General features: G+C 68.5%; 14 protein-coding genes. 11 read left to right on the top strand and 3 right to left on the bottom strand.

The annotated features are described in order from the left end of the window. Positions 1 to 232 precede the first annotated feature (232 nt). Positions 233 to 1,900: a fatty acid--CoA ligase gene (locus BLS50_RS24640; protein WP_176934295.1), complete on the top strand. Its 1,668-nt coding sequence runs from the start codon at positions 233 to 235 to the stop codon at positions 1,898 to 1,900. 293 nt (positions 1,901 to 2,193) lie between these two features. Next, entirely contained in the window at positions 2,194 to 4,959 is a 2,766-nt protein-coding gene (locus tag BLS50_RS24630; protein WP_074804734.1) for a LuxR C-terminal-related transcriptional regulator, read from the top strand. Positions 4,960 to 4,983: 24 nt separating this feature from the next. On the opposite strand, the gene BLS50_RS24625 is transcribed toward BLS50_RS24630, so the two are convergent. After that, entirely contained in the window at positions 4,984 to 5,856 is an 873-nt protein-coding gene (locus BLS50_RS24625) for a LysR family transcriptional regulator (RefSeq protein WP_074806680.1), read from the bottom strand. Between the two features lie 194 nt (positions 5,857 to 6,050). Between BLS50_RS24625 and BLS50_RS24620 the strand changes: the two genes are divergently transcribed. From BLS50_RS24620 to BLS50_RS24610, 3 genes are all read left to right on the top strand, one after another. Further along, a complete protein-coding gene (locus tag BLS50_RS24620) occupies positions 6,051 to 7,088 on the top strand; it encodes an NAD(P)H-quinone oxidoreductase (RefSeq protein ID WP_074804731.1) in 1,038 nt (345 codons plus the stop codon). 137 nt (positions 7,089 to 7,225) lie between these two features. Continuing rightward, entirely contained in the window at positions 7,226 to 8,209 is a 984-nt protein-coding gene (locus BLS50_RS24615; RefSeq protein ID WP_006480034.1) for a LysR family transcriptional regulator, read from the top strand. A 57-nt stretch (positions 8,210 to 8,266) separates the two neighbouring features. Next, positions 8,267 to 8,644, top strand: coding sequence for a BON domain-containing protein (locus BLS50_RS24610; protein WP_027806714.1), 378 nt, complete (start codon positions 8,267 to 8,269; stop codon positions 8,642 to 8,644). A 125-nt stretch (positions 8,645 to 8,769) separates the two neighbouring features. Here the strand turns inward: BLS50_RS24610 and BLS50_RS24605 are convergent, their stop codons facing one another. Then, positions 8,770 to 8,925 (bottom strand): DUF3309 family protein, encoded by a 156-nt coding sequence (locus tag BLS50_RS24605; protein WP_006483086.1) that lies wholly within the window; start codon positions 8,923 to 8,925, stop codon positions 8,770 to 8,772. 120 nt (positions 8,926 to 9,045) lie between these two features. Then, on the bottom strand, positions 9,046 to 9,252 hold the full coding sequence (locus BLS50_RS24600) for a DUF1737 domain-containing protein (protein WP_027806715.1): 207 nt from the start codon (positions 9,250 to 9,252) through the stop codon (positions 9,046 to 9,048). A 169-nt stretch (positions 9,253 to 9,421) separates the two neighbouring features. Between BLS50_RS24600 and BLS50_RS24595 the strand changes: the two genes are divergently transcribed. The 6 genes from BLS50_RS24595 to BLS50_RS24570 all read left to right on the top strand — a co-directional run bounded on the left by BLS50_RS24595 (position 9,422) and on the right by BLS50_RS24570 (position 15,026). Continuing rightward, positions 9,422 to 10,096 carry a histidine phosphatase family protein gene (locus BLS50_RS24595; protein WP_074804728.1) on the top strand — a complete coding sequence of 225 codons (675 nt, stop codon included), beginning with the start codon at positions 9,422 to 9,424 and terminating at the stop codon, positions 10,094 to 10,096. 19 nt (positions 10,097 to 10,115) lie between these two features. After that, positions 10,116 to 11,147: a phosphotransferase gene (locus tag BLS50_RS24590; protein ID WP_053524270.1), complete on the top strand. Its 1,032-nt coding sequence runs from the start codon at positions 10,116 to 10,118 to the stop codon at positions 11,145 to 11,147. Between the two features lie 78 nt (positions 11,148 to 11,225). Next, positions 11,226 to 11,990: an SDR family oxidoreductase gene (locus BLS50_RS24585; RefSeq protein ID WP_012338952.1), complete on the top strand. Its 765-nt coding sequence runs from the start codon at positions 11,226 to 11,228 to the stop codon at positions 11,988 to 11,990. Positions 11,991 to 11,997: 7 nt separating this feature from the next. Then, complete coding sequence (locus tag BLS50_RS24580) at positions 11,998 to 12,756, top strand: SDR family NAD(P)-dependent oxidoreductase (RefSeq protein ID WP_074804725.1); 759 nt, start codon at positions 11,998 to 12,000, stop codon at positions 12,754 to 12,756. A 40-nt stretch (positions 12,757 to 12,796) separates the two neighbouring features. Next, positions 12,797 to 14,041: an acyl-CoA dehydrogenase family protein gene (locus BLS50_RS24575; RefSeq protein ID WP_006480027.1), complete on the top strand. Its 1,245-nt coding sequence runs from the start codon at positions 12,797 to 12,799 to the stop codon at positions 14,039 to 14,041. Between the two features lie 79 nt (positions 14,042 to 14,120). Further along, entirely contained in the window at positions 14,121 to 15,026 is a 906-nt protein-coding gene (locus BLS50_RS24570; protein ID WP_034175048.1) for a LysR family transcriptional regulator, read from the top strand. The last annotated feature ends 25 nt before the right edge of the window (positions 15,027 to 15,051 follow it).

The raw sequence follows: 15,051 nt of genomic DNA, 5'->3' as shown, positions 1-15,051 counted from the left end.
TATCTCGCAGGGACGATACGTGCTGCGATGAATCCTACAACGCCGTTCCGCGGCGAACGCCTCCCCGAACGGGTGGGTATCCCGTATCCGTCGCCGTGATACGCGTCTGGACGGCTCGTCGCCGGTTTCGACGAGGGCTCGCTCCCCCCGGACAGGGGGGATGCGAAAGCCGGCCGGTCCGGTATCGTGGCCGCACGCTCGACGACCGGACCGGTCGCCCATGGAGACCTTCATGCATTCGTCATACCCGTACCCGCAAGACGAACCGGCACCGTCCGGCCATGCGTATCCGCTGCTGATCAAGCAGTTGCTTCATGCGCCGCTGGCGACGCGGCCCGAGCAGGAAATCGTGTACGGCGACCGGGTTCGGCACGATTACTGGACGTTCCGGCATCGCATCGGGCAACTCGCGAGCGGACTGTCGTCGATCGGCGTCGGCGCGGGCGACGTCGTCGCCGTGCTGGACTGGGACAGCCATCGCTACCTGGAGTGCTACCACGCGATTCCGATGATGGGCGCGGTGCTGATGACGGCCAATGTCCGGCTGTCGCCCGACCAGTTGCTGTATACGCTCGACCATTCGGGCGCGCGCGTCGTGCTGGTGCACCGCGATTTCCTGCCGTTGTGGGCGGGCATGCGCGACCGGCTCGACACGGTGCGGCACGTCGTGCTGATCGCCGACGGCGACGAAACCGGGTTGCCGGACGGTTTCACCGACGAATACGAGGCGCTCGTCGCGGCCGGTTCGCCCGATTTCGCGTTCCCCGATTTCGACGAGCAGACCCGCGCGACGACGTTCTACACGACCGGCACCACCGGCCTGCCGAAGGCGGTGGCGTTCACCCATCGGCAGCTCGTGCTGCACACGCTCGCGGGCATGGCGGCGTTGTCGAGCGCGCGCGATCGCGGCCGCGTGCATCGCGACGACGTCTACATGCCGATCACGCCGATGTTCCATGTGCACGCCTGGGGAATGCCGTACATCGCGACCGCGCTCGGGCTCAAGCAGGTCTATCCGGGCCGTTATTCGCCGGACGGATTGGTCGCGCTGATCGCGCGCGAAGCGGTGACGTTCTCGCATTGCGTGCCGACGCTGCTCGCGATGATTCTCGACAGCCCGGCGTCGGCGGCGGCCGACCTGTCGGCGTGGAAGGTGATCGTCGGCGGCTCGCCGCTGTCCGACGGGCTGGCGCGGGCGGCGCTCGCGCGCGGGATCGAGGTCTACACCGGGTACGGGATGTCGGAAACCTGCCCGCTGATGACGATCGCGCAGATCGACCCGCCGCGCGCGGCCGGCGGCGCGGCGGCCGATGACGACATCGCGCGCCGGACGAAGGCGGGGCTGCCGTTGCCGCTCGTCGACCTGCGCATCGTCGATGCGCAGTTTCGCGACGTGCCGCACGACGGCCGCTCGGCGGGCGAGGTCGTCGTACGGATGCCGTGGGCGACGCAAGGCTATCTGGGCGATGCGCCGGCGTCGGCCGCGCTGTGGGCCGGCGGCTATCTGCATACGAACGACATCGGCGTGATCGATCCCGACGGCCGGCTGCAGATCACCGACCGCATCAAGGACGTGATCAAGACGGGCGGCGAATGGGTCTCGTCGCTCGAACTCGAGAGCATCCTGTCGCGTCATCCGGCCGTGCGCGAATCGGCGGTGATCGGCGTGAAGGATGCGCGCTGGGGTGAGCGTCCGCTCGCGCTGGTCGTGCTGACCGACGAGCAGGTCGGTCGCGTCGAGCCGGAGGAATTGAAAGCGCATGTGAAGCAGGTGGCCGACCGCGGGCTGATCTCGCGCTATGCGGTGCCGGAGCGGCTGCTGATCGTCGACGCGATCGAGAAGACGAGCGTCGGGAAGATCAACAAGCGCGCGTTGCGCGAGCGCTACCAGCCCGACTGAGCGGCGCGCTCGGCCGTCGAAGACGCCGGCGGTCGGGACGAGGCGACTTCCCCGCCCGGGGTAACCCCCCGAATGGGGGGCTGAACATCGCGCGCCGGTTCGAGAACAATGCGGGTCCCGTGTCGCGGCCGATACGCGCAGCGCGCACCCACGCCGGTACGGACATCACCTACCTTTGACGGCCGGCGTCGAATCGTTATGCTGTTTTCGGCGCACGGCGAGACCGGCCCGGTCGGCGGCTTCGCTTGCCGTGCCGGCGGACACGCGATCACCGCGAGGAGAACAGGAACAGCATGGCGCCGACGGACAGCAGACAACCGGCTCGCCCGCCGGACACCGATGCGATCGAAGTGCTGGTGCGCACCAAGCTGGCGCCGGCGTCGGCGCGCGGGATCGTGGCGCGCATCGCGCGGCTCGGGCGGCTCAGGCGCGGCCTCGACCGCCGGCTGACGCTCGTGAGCGCGCCGGCCGGTTACGGCAAGACCACGCTGCTGGCCGAGTGGCGCCACGCGCTGGTGGCGTCGGGCGTGAAAGTCGCGTGGGTGAGTCTCGACCAGGACGACGACAACGCGTCGATCTTCGCGTCATACGTGGTCGCCGCGATCGTCGACACGACCGGCGGGGTCGGCGCCCGCGCGCAGCAGTTGTTGCGCGATCGCGCGCTGATTCCGCTGAAGACCGTATTCGACGAACTGCTCAACGAACTGGACAGCGCGGGCGTCGAGCTGTTCCTGATGCTCGACGACTTCGATCGCCTCGCGTCGCCGGTCATCCACGACGCGATGTTCGACCTGCTGCGCTATGCGCCGTCGAACCTGCATGTCGTGCTGTCGTGCCGCTCGGCGCCCGCGTTGCCGCTCAGCTATTTCGAATCGCGCGACGAACTCGTGCGGGTGGACGAGAACGACCTGCGTTTCGACGACGCGGAGACGCGCGCGTTCTTCGAGCGGGTGGCCGGCAAGCCGCTCAATGCGGACAACGTCGGGCGCCTGCGCGCGGCGACCGAAGGCTGGGTGTCGGGCCTGCAACTGGCGGCCCTGGCGCTGCACGACGACAGCGACGCGGCGCGCGTGGCCGAGCAGGTCAGCCACGCGCGTGCCGGCATCGCCGCGTACCTGAACGAGAACGTGATGACGCAGGTGCCGGACGCGATCCGCCACTTCCTGCTGCATACGGCGGTGCTCGACCGGATGACGCCGGCGCTGTGCGATGCGCTGACCGGCCGCGACGATGCGCTCGACTGCCTCGAATGGCTAACCGCGCACAACCTCTTCATCCGGTCGATCGACGGCGACCGCCGGCGCTACCGCTATCACGCGCTGTTCCTGCAATACCTGCGGGAGGAGCTGGCGCTGCGCGAGCCCGGCGCGGTGGCCACGCTGCATCGCCGCGCGAGCGCGTGGTACGCGGCCGAGCGGCAATGGCCGGACGCCGTCAGGCACGCGCTCGCGGCCGGCGACTTCGATGCGGCCGCCGGGTGGGTCGAGGCGTGCGCGATGAAGCTCATCGCGTCGAGCGACGTGCGTACCGTGCTCGACTGGGTGTCGCGCCTGCCCGCGCAAGCGCTGACGGGCCGCCTGCGGTTGCGGATCGCGCATACGTGGGCGCTCGCGCTGTCGATGCAGATCGTCGATGCGCGCCGTGCGCTGGAAGCGCTGGAAGCCGACATCGCGGCCGGGCGGCTCGATACCGACGCCGTCACGGCGACCGAACTGCTGGCCGTGCGCTCGCTGATCGCCGGGCTGTCGGATCGCAGCATCGAATCGCTGCAGCTCGGCGAGCGCGTGCTGGCGGCCGCCCCGCCGGCCGGTTCGTGGGTCGAGCAGATCGGGCAGACGACGCTGATCTTCGGGCTCGGCTACGCGGGCCGCCTCGGCGACGTGCGGGATCTCGGCGCGCGCGCGGAACACGCGGCGTCGGGGCACGAGCCGCTGTACGCGAACGTGTACCGCCAGAACATGTCGGGCCTGGCCGAGTTCGTCGCCGGGCGGCTGCACGACGCGTCGAAGACGTTCGAGACGGCGTTGCGTGCCGCCGAACGCTCGGCGGGTCGCCTGTCGGCGGCGACGGCGCTGTCGGCCGGCTATCTGTCGGCGATCTACTACGAATGGAACGACTGGGCGAAGGTGCGCGACGCGCAGGCCGACCGCTTCGACATCGCGATGCAGGCCTGTTCGCTCGGGCCGTTGCTGAGGTTCATGCAGACCGCCGCCTTGCTGCAATTCCGGTCGGGGAACGACGCGCGGGCGCACGACATGCTCGACGAAGCCGATCGCATCGCGTGCAGCCGGCAATGGCTGCGGCTGCGCGTCGCGTGCATGGCGACCGGTATCCGGCTGCATCTGGACGCCGGCCAGCCGACGCAAGCCCACCGTGTGGGGCGCGCGCTGGCGTCGCTGGTGTCGCCCGTGTCGCCGGACGAAGCGTCGAGCCACGTCGAGACGTGGCAGATGGCGCAATCCGCGCAGGCAAGGCTGCTGCTCGCCGATGCACGCGCGAACGAAGCCGCGCAGCGCATGGCGACCGTGCACGCGGTGCTGGCCGCGCGCGGGTTCGACTGGTTCGCGGCGCAGGCCGCCGTGTTGCATGCGATCGCGCTCGACCACGCGGGCGACGAGAGCGCGGCGCTCGCGGCGTTCGCGCGTGCGCTCGAATACGGCCAGGGCAACGGACTCGTCCGTACCTTCGTCGACGAAGGCGCGGCGGCCGAGCGCCTGCTGGCGCGCATGCAGAAGCGTGCCGACCGCTTTCCGGCAGTCGGCGCGTGGTATCTGCGCGACCTGGCCCGTGCGTTCGACGCGCAGCGGGCGTCGGGCGGGGCACCGGCCACGCGGCCGGGTGCGACCGGCAACCTCAGCGCGCGGGAGCTCGAGATCCTCGACTACGTCGCGTGTGGCCTGTCGAACAAGGAAATCGCCCGCGCGCTGCGGGTCGCGCCGGAGACGATCAAGTGGCACCTGAAGAACATCTTCGAGAAGCTCAACGTGACGTCGCGCATCCAGGCGGTGCGCAGCGGGCTGGCGCTCGATCCGTCACGCGTGCGGCGCGACGACGAATGACCGGCTGACGCGCTGTCGCCCGCGTTAGCGGTGCGCGGCGAACGCGGCCACGATCTCGTCGATCGCCGTACGGATGCGCGCGGTGTGGCGCAGGTCGCGGTGCGTGACGAGCCAGACCTCGTACGGCGACGCCCGCGTGCGATCCGGCCAGATCCGCGCGAGCCCGTCGCGCTCGCCCATATGGACGGGAATCTCGCCGACGCCGAGGCCCGCACGCAGCGCCGCACGCAGCATCAGGTTCGAGTTGGTGCGCGTGACGATGCGGCCGCCGTCGATCGGTTCGCCGGCGAGGGTCGGCTTGCGGCTGGCGTCGATGTACGGCTGGTAGACGGCGAGGTCGTGGCCCGCGAACGCGCGGCCGCGCTCGGGCTCGCCGTGCCGGTGCAGATAGTCGGGCGACGCGAACAGGCCCATGTCCCAGCACGCCAGTCGGCGCGCGACCAGATCGGGGTTCTCGGGGCGCACGGTGCGGATGGCGATATCGGCTTCGCGTTTCGCGAGATTCAGGATGTGGGTCGACGTGTTCAGCGCGACGGAGACGTCGGGATGTTTCGCGTGCAGCCGCGCGATCGACGGCATCACGAACTCGATCGCGAGCGCGTCGGTCGTCGTGATCTTCACCTCTCCGGCGAGCCGCCGGTCGACCCCCTGCGTCAGTCGCACCAGCTCGTGCGCGTGCTGCTCCATCGCCTCGGCGGCGCGCAGCGCCAGTTCGCCGACCGGCGTGGGCAGATAGCCTTTCGACGAACGCAGGAACAGCGTCGCGCCGAGCATGTGCTCGAGCGTCGCGAGCCGCCGCCCGACCGTCGCCTGATCGACGCCGAGCGTCTGCGCGGCGCGGCGCAGCGTGCGCTCGCGATGGATCGCGAGAAAGACGCGCGCGTCGTCCCAGTTCATCGTGTGTCCCGACTGATGCATTTTTGCATTCCCCGACCGGTAATTCGCTGCGTGCCCGCGCGCGGCATCGCCCATAGACTGGCTTCACCTACATGGCGATGCCGCGATTCGGGGATGGCCCGCGAATCGGCCGCGCATCGACGAACGTTGAGGATCATATCGTGATTGATGACGCGAACCCCCTGCCCACCCACATGACCGCGATCGAAATCGTGCGGCCCGGCGGCCCCGACGTGCTCGTGCCGGCGACCCGCGCCGTACCGGTGCCGGGCCCCGGCGACGTGCTGATCCGGATTCACGCGGCCGGCGTCAACGGCCCGGACGTATTCCAGCGCAAGGGGCTGTACGATCCGCCGCCCGGCGCGTCCGACATTCCCGGCCTCGAGATCGCCGGCGAGGTTGTCGCGGTCGGGCGTGACGTCACGCGGTTCGTCGTCGGCGATCGCGTCTGCGCGCTGATTCCCGGCGGCGGCTACGCGGAATACGCGGTGGCGAACGAGAGCAACACGCTCGCGATTCCCGACGGCCTCGGGATGGCCGAGGCAGCGGCGCTGCCGGAGACCTTCATGACGGTCTGGCTGAACCTGTTCCAGCGCGGTCGGTTTTCCCCCGGTGAAAGCGTGCTGATCCACGGTGGCGCGTCGGGCATCGGTACGACGGCGACGATGCTCGCGAAGGCGTTCGGCGCGGCGACGATCATCACCACCGTCGGGTCGGACGCGCAGCGCGACGCGAGCATGCGGCTCGGCGCGGATCTCGCGATCGACTATCGCAGCGAGGATTTCGTCGAGGCGGTCGCGCGCCTCACGGGCGGCAAGGGCGTCGACGTGATCGTCGACATCATCGCGGGCGACTACGTCGCGCGCAATTTCGCGGCGGCCGCGATGAACGGGCGCATCGTGCAGATCGGCGTGATCAATGGCCCCGCGAAGGAGCTCGACCTGTTTCCGATGCTGACGAAGCGGCTCACGCACATCGGCTCGACGCTGCGCTCGCGCACTTACGCGGAGAAGGCGCAGATCATTCGCGAGCTCGAGGAGGCTGTATGGCCGCTGATCCGGCAAGGCACGGTCAAGCCGCAGGTCTATCGGCTGTTCGATTTGCGCGACGCGCGCGCGGCGCACGAGCTGATGGATTCGGGACGGCATATCGGCAAGATCGTGCTGGCGACGCCGGCCGCGGATCATGCGCTTCGGGCTGCCATCGACGCAAACGCCAAGCATTCCACATGATCGGCAGACGCTTCAGCCCCCCGGTCGGGGGGCTGAAGCCGCGGCGGGGATGGCCCGACAATCGGGGCACCGAATGCGTCGCCGCGCCCCGCCGGCGCGTCGCGTGGATGCAGCACCGCACTGGACGATGAGTCGAAATGGACATGCTCGAGAACATGCGGACGTTCGTTCGCGTCGTGCAGGCCGGCAGCTTCTCCGCCGTGGCGAAGCAGACCGATGTCGCGACCGCGCAGGTGTCGCGGGCCGTCGCGAGCCTGGAGGCGTATGCGCAGATTCGTCTGTTGAACCGGACCACCCGGAAAATCGCACTGACCGACAGCGGGCGCCGCTATTTCGAGCGCCTGCAATCGATTCTCGGCGATGTCGACCAGGCGAATGCCGAGGCCCGGAACGCGCTGGTCCGCCCGTACGGACGCTTGCGCGTGCATACGATGCCGGGGCTCGGGCAGAGCCATGTGACCGCGTTGGCCGTCGCCTATCGGGCGCGCTTTCCCGAAGTCGCCATCGAGATGACCTATTCGCAACGGATGCCCAATCTCGTCGAGGAAGGCTACGACGTATCGGTCGTCACGGCCGCGAGCCTGCCTGATTCCGCCTGCATCGCGCATTCATGCGGCACGTCGTTCAGCGTGCTGGTCGCGTCGCCGGCCTACCTGGCCCGCCACGGCGTGCCATCCGCGCCCGCCGACCTGGCACGCCATACCTGCCTGCGCCTCGATACGCCGGCCGAAGCGAACGACGAATGGCTGCTGCACGGCCCCGGCGGCCAGACCGCATCGCATGCGGTCACGGCCGCGCCGTTCCACGCGAATGCGCCGGAGGCGCTGTCGATCGCGCTGCGCGCGGGGCTGGGCATCGGCTCGCTGGCGATCTATTCGGCGATCGACGACCTGCGCAGCGGGCGGCTCGTGCGCGTGCTGCCGGACTACCGGTTGACGATGCTCGACGTGTACGCGATGTATGCGTCGCGTCGCTTCCTGGACGCGAAGGTCCGCACCTTCGTCGAGCATCTGCGCTTGGGGTTGTCGCCCGCGCTGAAAGCCGACGCCCGCGCGCTCGACGCGCTCGCGGCGCCGCGCGGCCGCGAGCGTGCCCGTGCGGTGGCCGGTGTCACGGCCTGACGGCTGGCCCATCCGTCGTACCCGTTGTACCTGTTCGTTTCTGTCGAGGAGAATCCGATGAAGTCCCGTTTTGCAATCGTCGTTGCAGGTTTCGTTGCGTTGTCGCCGCTGGCCGGTCACGCGCAGTCCGCCGTACCCACCGCGCCCGCCGAGCAGGCGGCGTCGGCGGCCGCGTCGCCGCGAGCGGCGAAGAAGGCCGAACGCGCGGCCGACCGCGCATTCGCGAAGAAGGTTCGGCAGGCCATCGTGAGGGCGCCCGGCGTGGGCAATGCGCAGGTCACCGTGTTCGCGAAGGCGAAGACGGGCGACGTGACGCTGGCCGGGCAGATCGCCGACGAGTCCCAGGACCGGGCCGCGGTGGACGCGGCCCGCCAGGTACCGGGCGTGACGTCGGTGAAGAGCAAGCTCCAGTTACGCCTGGAGGGTGGCCAGTAACGGAAAGGGTTGACGGCATCGGGTGCATGTCTTTGCGGGTCTCGTCGTGTAAAGAATCCACGGCGAAGGCTCGGGAAGGCACACACCCGTGCCGGCTGCGACGCGTCCCGCCGGTGGCGGGGGCGTCAGATGCGACCGAGCAGCACCAGTATCACGACAATGACGACGATCAGCCCGACGGTGCCCGATGGCCAGTAGCCCCAGCTTCGGCTATGCGGCCATGCAGGAAATGCTCCGATGAGCAGCAGAATCAGAACAATGATGAGGATCGTACCGAGCATCGCATCCCTCCTGGATTTATTCGACACGGTGTCGGCTGTCGCAATTCGCGTGCCGCGAGGCGACGATCGTTCCGGAGGGCGCCGCTGCCGCATCGGACAGTGCGCGGCGGGCGACCGGGATTACGCGCCGGCCTCCGTGCCGGCGGTGTCCGGCCAGAGCAGGGCCTGGGCGACGACGACGTGATCGCCGTTGAAGGTGGCGGCGGGCGAACCGTACAGGCGATAGCCAAGCGCCAGCGCATCCGACACGCGGTGGCAAAACGTGGCGTCGTCCTTGCCCGTCAGCAAACGATAGCGGGGCAGGTCGTTGGGCGGGGAATGCGACATGGGCGGGACTCCTGTGAAGGGGGCGGATCGGGCAGTATAAGTCGGACAAAGCCACGCTATTTGCGAAGGCACGGGCATTTCCACCATGAATGCCTGTTCATTCAACAAATAAATTTTAAAAATGGCCGCCCGCTCGCTATGCTGAATCCTTCACTCAGGCGGGCATGCAATGGCTGAACTCTTTCTGGTACGGCACGGGCAGGCGTCATTCGGCACTGACGACTACGACCGGCTTTCCGCGGCGGGCGACCAGCAGGGCGTCTGGCTCGGCGAATATTTCGCGCGGCAGGGCCTGACGTTCGACCGCGTGATCTGCGGCACGATGAACCGCCATGCGCAGACGGTTGCCGCGATCGTGCGCGGGATGGGCCGCGAAGGCGTCGCGGTGGACCGCCATCCCGGCCTGAACGAATACGATTTCCACGGGCTGTTCGCGGCCGCCGCCAGCGACTACCCCGAGATCGCGCGGCTCGCGGCCGGCTCGATGAAGGAGCATTTCCGCGCGCTCCGGCAGGTGCTGCAGCTGTGGACCGAGGACAAGCTCGGCGATGCGGCTCCCGAAACCTGGGCCCATTTCCAGCAGCGCGTGGCCGACGCGCGTGCGGCGATCCGCGCAGGCGGCGGCCAGCGCGTGCTCGCGGTGAGCTCCGGCGGCCCGATCGCGGTCACCGTGCAGCAGGTGCTCGCGGCCCCGCCGTCGAGCGCGATCGCGCTGAACCTGCAGATCCGCAACAGCAGTCTTTCGCAGTTTTTCTTCAACGCCGAGGCGTTCCACCTCGCGTCGTTCAACGGCATCCCGCATCTGGAGGACCCCGAACGACACGCGCTGCGCACCTACGGCTGACCCACGAACGATCGCGACGATGACGAACCCTTCCCAGCAACTCGACGTAGCCCGCCTCACGCGCTATCTGGAAACCCACGTGCCGGGCTTCGAAGGCCCGGTCGACACGGAGAAGTTTGCCGGCGGCCAGTCGAATCCGACCTTCCTGCTGAATGCGAAGAGCGGCCGCTACGTGCTGCGCCGCCAGCCGCCGGGCGAACTGCTGAAATCCGCGCACGCGGTCGACCGCGAATTCCGCGTGCTCACCGCGCTGTCGGGCACCGCGGTGCCGGTCGCGCACCCGTATCACCTCTGCGAAGACCGCGACGTGATCGGCAGCCTGTTCTACGTGATGAGTTTCGAGGATGGCCGGATCTTCTGGGACCCCGCGCTGCCGGAACTGCCGAAGGCCGAACGAGCGACCTGCTACGACGCGCTGCTGCGGACGATGGCCGCACTGCACGACGTCGATGTCGACGCGGTGGGCCTTGCCGACTACGGCCGGCCGGGCAACTACTTCGAGCGGCAGATCGGCGTGTGGACGAAGCAGTATCGCGCGGCCGAAACCGGGCGCCTCGATGCGATGGAGACGCTGATCGAGTGGCTGCCGAAGGCGTGTCCCGAGGATACGGGCCGGCCCGCACTCGTGCACGGCGACTTCCGGATCGACAACCTGATGTTCGCGCGCGACGGCTATCGCGTGCAGGCCGTGCTCGACTGGGAATTGTCGACGCTCGGCAACCCGCTCGCCGATCTCGCGTACTTCTGCATGTGCCTGCGGCTGCCGTCCGGCGGCCAGGTGCGCGGGCTCGCGGGCCAGGATCGCGCGGCGCTCGGGATTCCCGACGAAGCGGCGATCGTCGCGCGCTACTGCGAACTGCGCGGCATCGCGCCGATCCGCGACTGGCATTTCTACCTCGCCTTCAGTTTCTTCCGGCTCGCGGCGATCGCGCAGGGCGTGAAGGCGCGCGCGTTGCAGGGCAACGCATCGAGCGAGCAGGCGCTGCGCGTCGGCGAAATGGCCGGCCGGCTGGCCGAACTGGCCGTCGGCGTGATCGACGCGCATCGCTGATATCGCCGCGAAGGGTCACGATCGTCACGATCGCCGCGCGGCAATACGACAACTCAATCAATGGAGGAGCACAGCAACATGGCAACGAATCTGTTCGACCTGACGGGCAAGATCGCACTGGTGACGGGCGCGAGCCGCGGCATCGGCGAGGAAATCGCCAAGCTGCTCGCGGAGCAGGGCGCGTACGTGATCGTGTCGAGCCGCAAGCTCGACGACTGCCAGGCGGTTGCGGACGCAATCGTCGCGGCGGGCGGTCGCGCCGAAGCGCTGGCATGCCACGTCGGGCGGCTGGAGGACATCGCCGCGACGTTCGAGCACATCCGCGGCAAGCACGGCCGCCTCGACATCCTCGTGAACAATGCTGCCGCGAACCCGTATTTCGGGCACATCCTCGATACCGATCTCGCCGCGTACGAGAAGACCGTCGACGTGAACATCCGCGGCTACTTCTTCATGTCGGTCGAAGCCGGCAAGCTGATGAAGACGCACGGCGGTGGCGCGATCGTCAACACGGCATCGGTGAATGCGTTGCAGCCGGGCGACCGGCAGGGCATCTATTCGATCACGAAGGCGGCCGTCGTCAACATGACGAAGGCGTTCGCGAAGGAATGCGGGCCGCTCGGCATCCGCGTGAACGCGCTGCTGCCGGGGCTCACGAAGACGAAGTTCGCGGGCGCGCTGTTCGCGGACAAGGACATCTACGAAACCTGGATGACGAAGATTCCGCTGCGCCGCCACGCGGAGCCGCGCGAGATGGCCGGCACCGTGCTGTATCTCGTGTCGGATGCGGCGAGCTACACGAACGGCGAATGCATCGTCGTCGACGGCGGCCTGACGATCTGAGCGCGCGATGAAACTGGACAGCTACGCCGGCCAGGCCGTGATGATCACCGGCGCCGCGAGCGGCTTCGGCGCGCTGCTCGCGAGCGAACTCGCCGCGATGGGCGCGCGGCTCGCGCTCGGCGACCTGAACGGCGATGCGCTCGAACGCGTGGCCGCGCCGCTGCGCGCGGCCGGCGCCGACGTGATCGCGCAGCGCTGCGACGTGCGCGTCGAAACGGAGGTCGCCGCGCTGGTGCAGGAAGCCGTCGCGCGCTTCGGGCGGCTCGACGTCGGCATCAACAACGCGGGCATCGCGCCGCCGATGAAGGCACTGATCGACACCGACGAAGCCGATCTCGACCTGAACTTCGCGGTGAACGCCAAGGGCGTGTTCTTCGGGATGAAGCACCAGATCCGCCAGATGCTCGCGCAGCGCGAAGGCGTGATCCTGAACGTCGCGTCGATGGCCGGGCTCGGCGGCGCGCCGAAGCTGGCCGCGTATGCGGCGTCGAAGCATGCGGTGGTCGGGCTCACGAAGACGGCCGCGCTCGAATACGCGCGCCACGGCATCCGCGTGAATGCGGTGTGCCCGTTCTACAGCACGACGCCGATGGTCACCGACAGCGAGATCGGCGGGCGCCAGGATTTTCTGGCGCAGGGCTCGCCGATGAAGCGGCTCGGCCGGCCCGACGAAATCGTCGCGACGATGCTGATGCTGTGCGCGAAGGACAACACGTATCTGACCGGGCAGGCCGTCGCCGTCGACGGCGGCGTCTCGGCCTTCTGAACCGAACGAACGGAAACACGGAAATCTCGAGGAGTCGATCATGGACTTTGGCTACACCCCGAAAGTGGAAGCACTGCGCGAACGCGTGAGCGCATTCATGGATGCGCACATCGTGCCGCGCATCCGCCAGTGGAACGACGAAGTGCACGCGGGCCAGTATCCGGTGTCGTTCATGGAGGAACTGAAGGAACGCGCGAAGGCGGAAGGGCTGTGGAACCTGTTCCTGCCGCACCTGAAGGACGACGAGCCGGGGATGGGCCTGACGAACCTCGAATACGCGCCGCTCGCGGAGATCATGGGGCGCGTGAGCTGGGCGTCGGAAGTGTTCAACTGCAATGCGCCGGACACCGGCAACATGGAGCTGCTGCACATGTTCGCGACGCCCGAGCAGCGCGAACAGTGGCTGCTGCCGCTCTTGCGCGGCGAAATCCGCTCGGCGTTCGCGATGACGGAGCCCGATGTCGCGTCGTCGGATGCGACCAACATCACGACACGCATCGAGCGCGTGGGCGACGAGTACGTGATCAACGGCCGCAAGTGGTTCATCACGAACGCCGCGCATCCGAACTGCAAGATCTTCATCGTGATGGGCAAGACCGATCCCGAGGCCGAGTCGCACCAGCAGCAGAGCATGATCCTCGTGCCGCGCGACACGCCGGGCGTGACGGTCGTGCGCAACATCACGGTGGTCAATCACCACGCGCCGGAAGGGCACTGCGAGATCACGTTCGACAACGTGCGCGTGCCGGCGCGCAACCTGCTCGGCGAGGAAGGCAGCGGCTTCGCGCTCGCGCAGGCGCGCCTCGGGCCGGGCCGTATTCACCACTGCATGCGCTCGATCGGCGCGGCCGAGCTGGCGCTGGAGCTGATGGTCGACCGCGCGCAGTCGCGCGTCGCGTTCGGCAAGCCGCTGAACCGGCACGGCACGGTCGGCGAATGGATCGCGCGCTCGCGTATCGAGATCGACCAGGCACGCCTCTTGGTGCTGAAGGCTGCGTGGATGATCGACAAGGTCGGCGCGAAGGCGGCGCGCAAGGAAATCTCGATGATCAAGGCGCTCGTGCCGACCGTCTATACGGACGTATGCGACCGCGCGATGCAGGTATTCGGCGCAGCGGGCTTGAGCCCCGATACGCCGCTGGCCGACCTGTGGACCTGGGGCCGCGCGCTGCGCTTCGCCGACGGCCCGGACGAGGTGCACCTGCAGGCCATCGCGCGGATGGAGATCAAGGACGGCGAACCCGGCGCGACGGCGCCGTACCTGACGCCGCCGCCGCGCGGCTGAGCGCCGCGCCGCACGGGAGCGCGACGTGGGTGAACGGGAGGCGCACGCCGTATTAAGATGCCGGCAAGGAGATCCGGCGATGCGCCTTTCGAAGATTGATCTGAACCTGTTCGTCGTATTCGAGGCGATCTACAACAAGCGCAACCTGACGCGCGCGGCCGAGGTGCTGAACCTCACGCAGCCGGCCGTCAGCAACGCGCTGGCGCGGCTGCGCAAGACGCTGAACGATCCGCTGTTCGTCAGCACGCCGGCCGGGATGATGCCGACGCCGATGGCCGAGAACATCGTCGGCCGCGTGCGCGAGGCGCTGCAACTGCTGGATTCGAGCGCGCACGAAGGCGACGTGTTCGATCCGGCTTCGTCGGAGCGCGTGTTCCGGCTCAGCATGAGCGACCTGACGGAAGCGCTGTTGCTGCCCGCGCTCGGCGAATTGCTGCAGACGCATGCGCCCGGCATGCACGTGCGCAGCTACACGATGGACCGGCGCGAAGTCGCGACCGCGCTCGCGAACGGCTCGGTCGACATCGCGATCGACGCGCCGCTGATCGGCGATCCGCATCTGCACCAGGCGCTGCTCGTGCAGGACCGCTACGCGTGCATGATCCGCGACGATCACCCGTTCAAGGGCGACACGCTGACCATGGACGACTACCTGTCGATGGGCCACATTCACGTATCGAGCCGCCGCAAGGGCAGCGGGCACGTCGACGCGGAACTGACGCGGCTCGGGCTGCGCCGCAACATCCAGATGCGCGTGCAGCACTACATGGTCGCGCCGCTGATCGCGATGCGCAGCGATCTCGTGCTGACGGCGCCGCTGCGGCTGCTGCAGCGCTATCCGGCGCGGATTCTCGAACTGCCGTTCGAGATGCCGGGGCTCGACTACTTCTGCTACTGGCATCGCAGTGCCGATCAGGATCAGGGCAGCCAGTGGCTGCGCGAGCAGTTGATGGCGTTGATGGGCGGGATGGGGGCGGTGTGGTGATGGGCGGGGCGTGCGCGTCGCGCGT

The organism is Burkholderia orbicola (assembly GCF_900100915.1).
GTDB classification, from domain to species: Bacteria; Pseudomonadota; Gammaproteobacteria; order Burkholderiales; family Burkholderiaceae; genus Burkholderia; species Burkholderia orbicola.
Note: the sequence above shows the minus strand (reverse complement) of the source record. Positions and strands in the feature narration are given on the sequence as shown.

What these genes read in the sequence shown, in the direction of transcription:
- BLS50_RS24640 (WP_176934295.1), top strand. Translation starts at nt 233, where the DNA reads ATGCATTCGTCATACCCGTACCCGCAAGACGAACCGGCACCGTCCGGC.
- BLS50_RS24630 (WP_074804734.1), top strand. Translation starts at nt 2,194, where the DNA reads ATGGCGCCGACGGACAGCAGACAACCGGCTCGCCCGCCGGACACCGAT.
- BLS50_RS24625 (WP_074806680.1), bottom strand. Translation starts at nt 5,856, where the DNA reads ATGAACTGGGACGACGCGCGCGTCTTTCTCGCGATCCATCGCGAGCGC.
- BLS50_RS24620 (WP_074804731.1), top strand. Translation starts at nt 6,051, where the DNA reads ATGACCGCGATCGAAATCGTGCGGCCCGGCGGCCCCGACGTGCTCGTG.
- BLS50_RS24615 (WP_006480034.1), top strand. Translation starts at nt 7,226, where the DNA reads ATGGACATGCTCGAGAACATGCGGACGTTCGTTCGCGTCGTGCAGGCC.
- BLS50_RS24610 (WP_027806714.1), top strand. Translation starts at nt 8,267, where the DNA reads ATGAAGTCCCGTTTTGCAATCGTCGTTGCAGGTTTCGTTGCGTTGTCG.
- BLS50_RS24605 (WP_006483086.1), bottom strand. Translation starts at nt 8,925, where the DNA reads ATGCTCGGTACGATCCTCATCATTGTTCTGATTCTGCTGCTCATCGGA.
- BLS50_RS24600 (WP_027806715.1), bottom strand. Translation starts at nt 9,252, where the DNA reads ATGTCGCATTCCCCGCCCAACGACCTGCCCCGCTATCGTTTGCTGACG.
- BLS50_RS24595 (WP_074804728.1), top strand. Translation starts at nt 9,422, where the DNA reads ATGGCTGAACTCTTTCTGGTACGGCACGGGCAGGCGTCATTCGGCACT.
- BLS50_RS24590 (WP_053524270.1), top strand. Translation starts at nt 10,116, where the DNA reads ATGACGAACCCTTCCCAGCAACTCGACGTAGCCCGCCTCACGCGCTAT.
- BLS50_RS24585 (WP_012338952.1), top strand. Translation starts at nt 11,226, where the DNA reads ATGGCAACGAATCTGTTCGACCTGACGGGCAAGATCGCACTGGTGACG.
- BLS50_RS24580 (WP_074804725.1), top strand. Translation starts at nt 11,998, where the DNA reads ATGAAACTGGACAGCTACGCCGGCCAGGCCGTGATGATCACCGGCGCC.
- BLS50_RS24575 (WP_006480027.1), top strand. Translation starts at nt 12,797, where the DNA reads ATGGACTTTGGCTACACCCCGAAAGTGGAAGCACTGCGCGAACGCGTG.
- BLS50_RS24570 (WP_034175048.1), top strand. Translation starts at nt 14,121, where the DNA reads ATGCGCCTTTCGAAGATTGATCTGAACCTGTTCGTCGTATTCGAGGCG.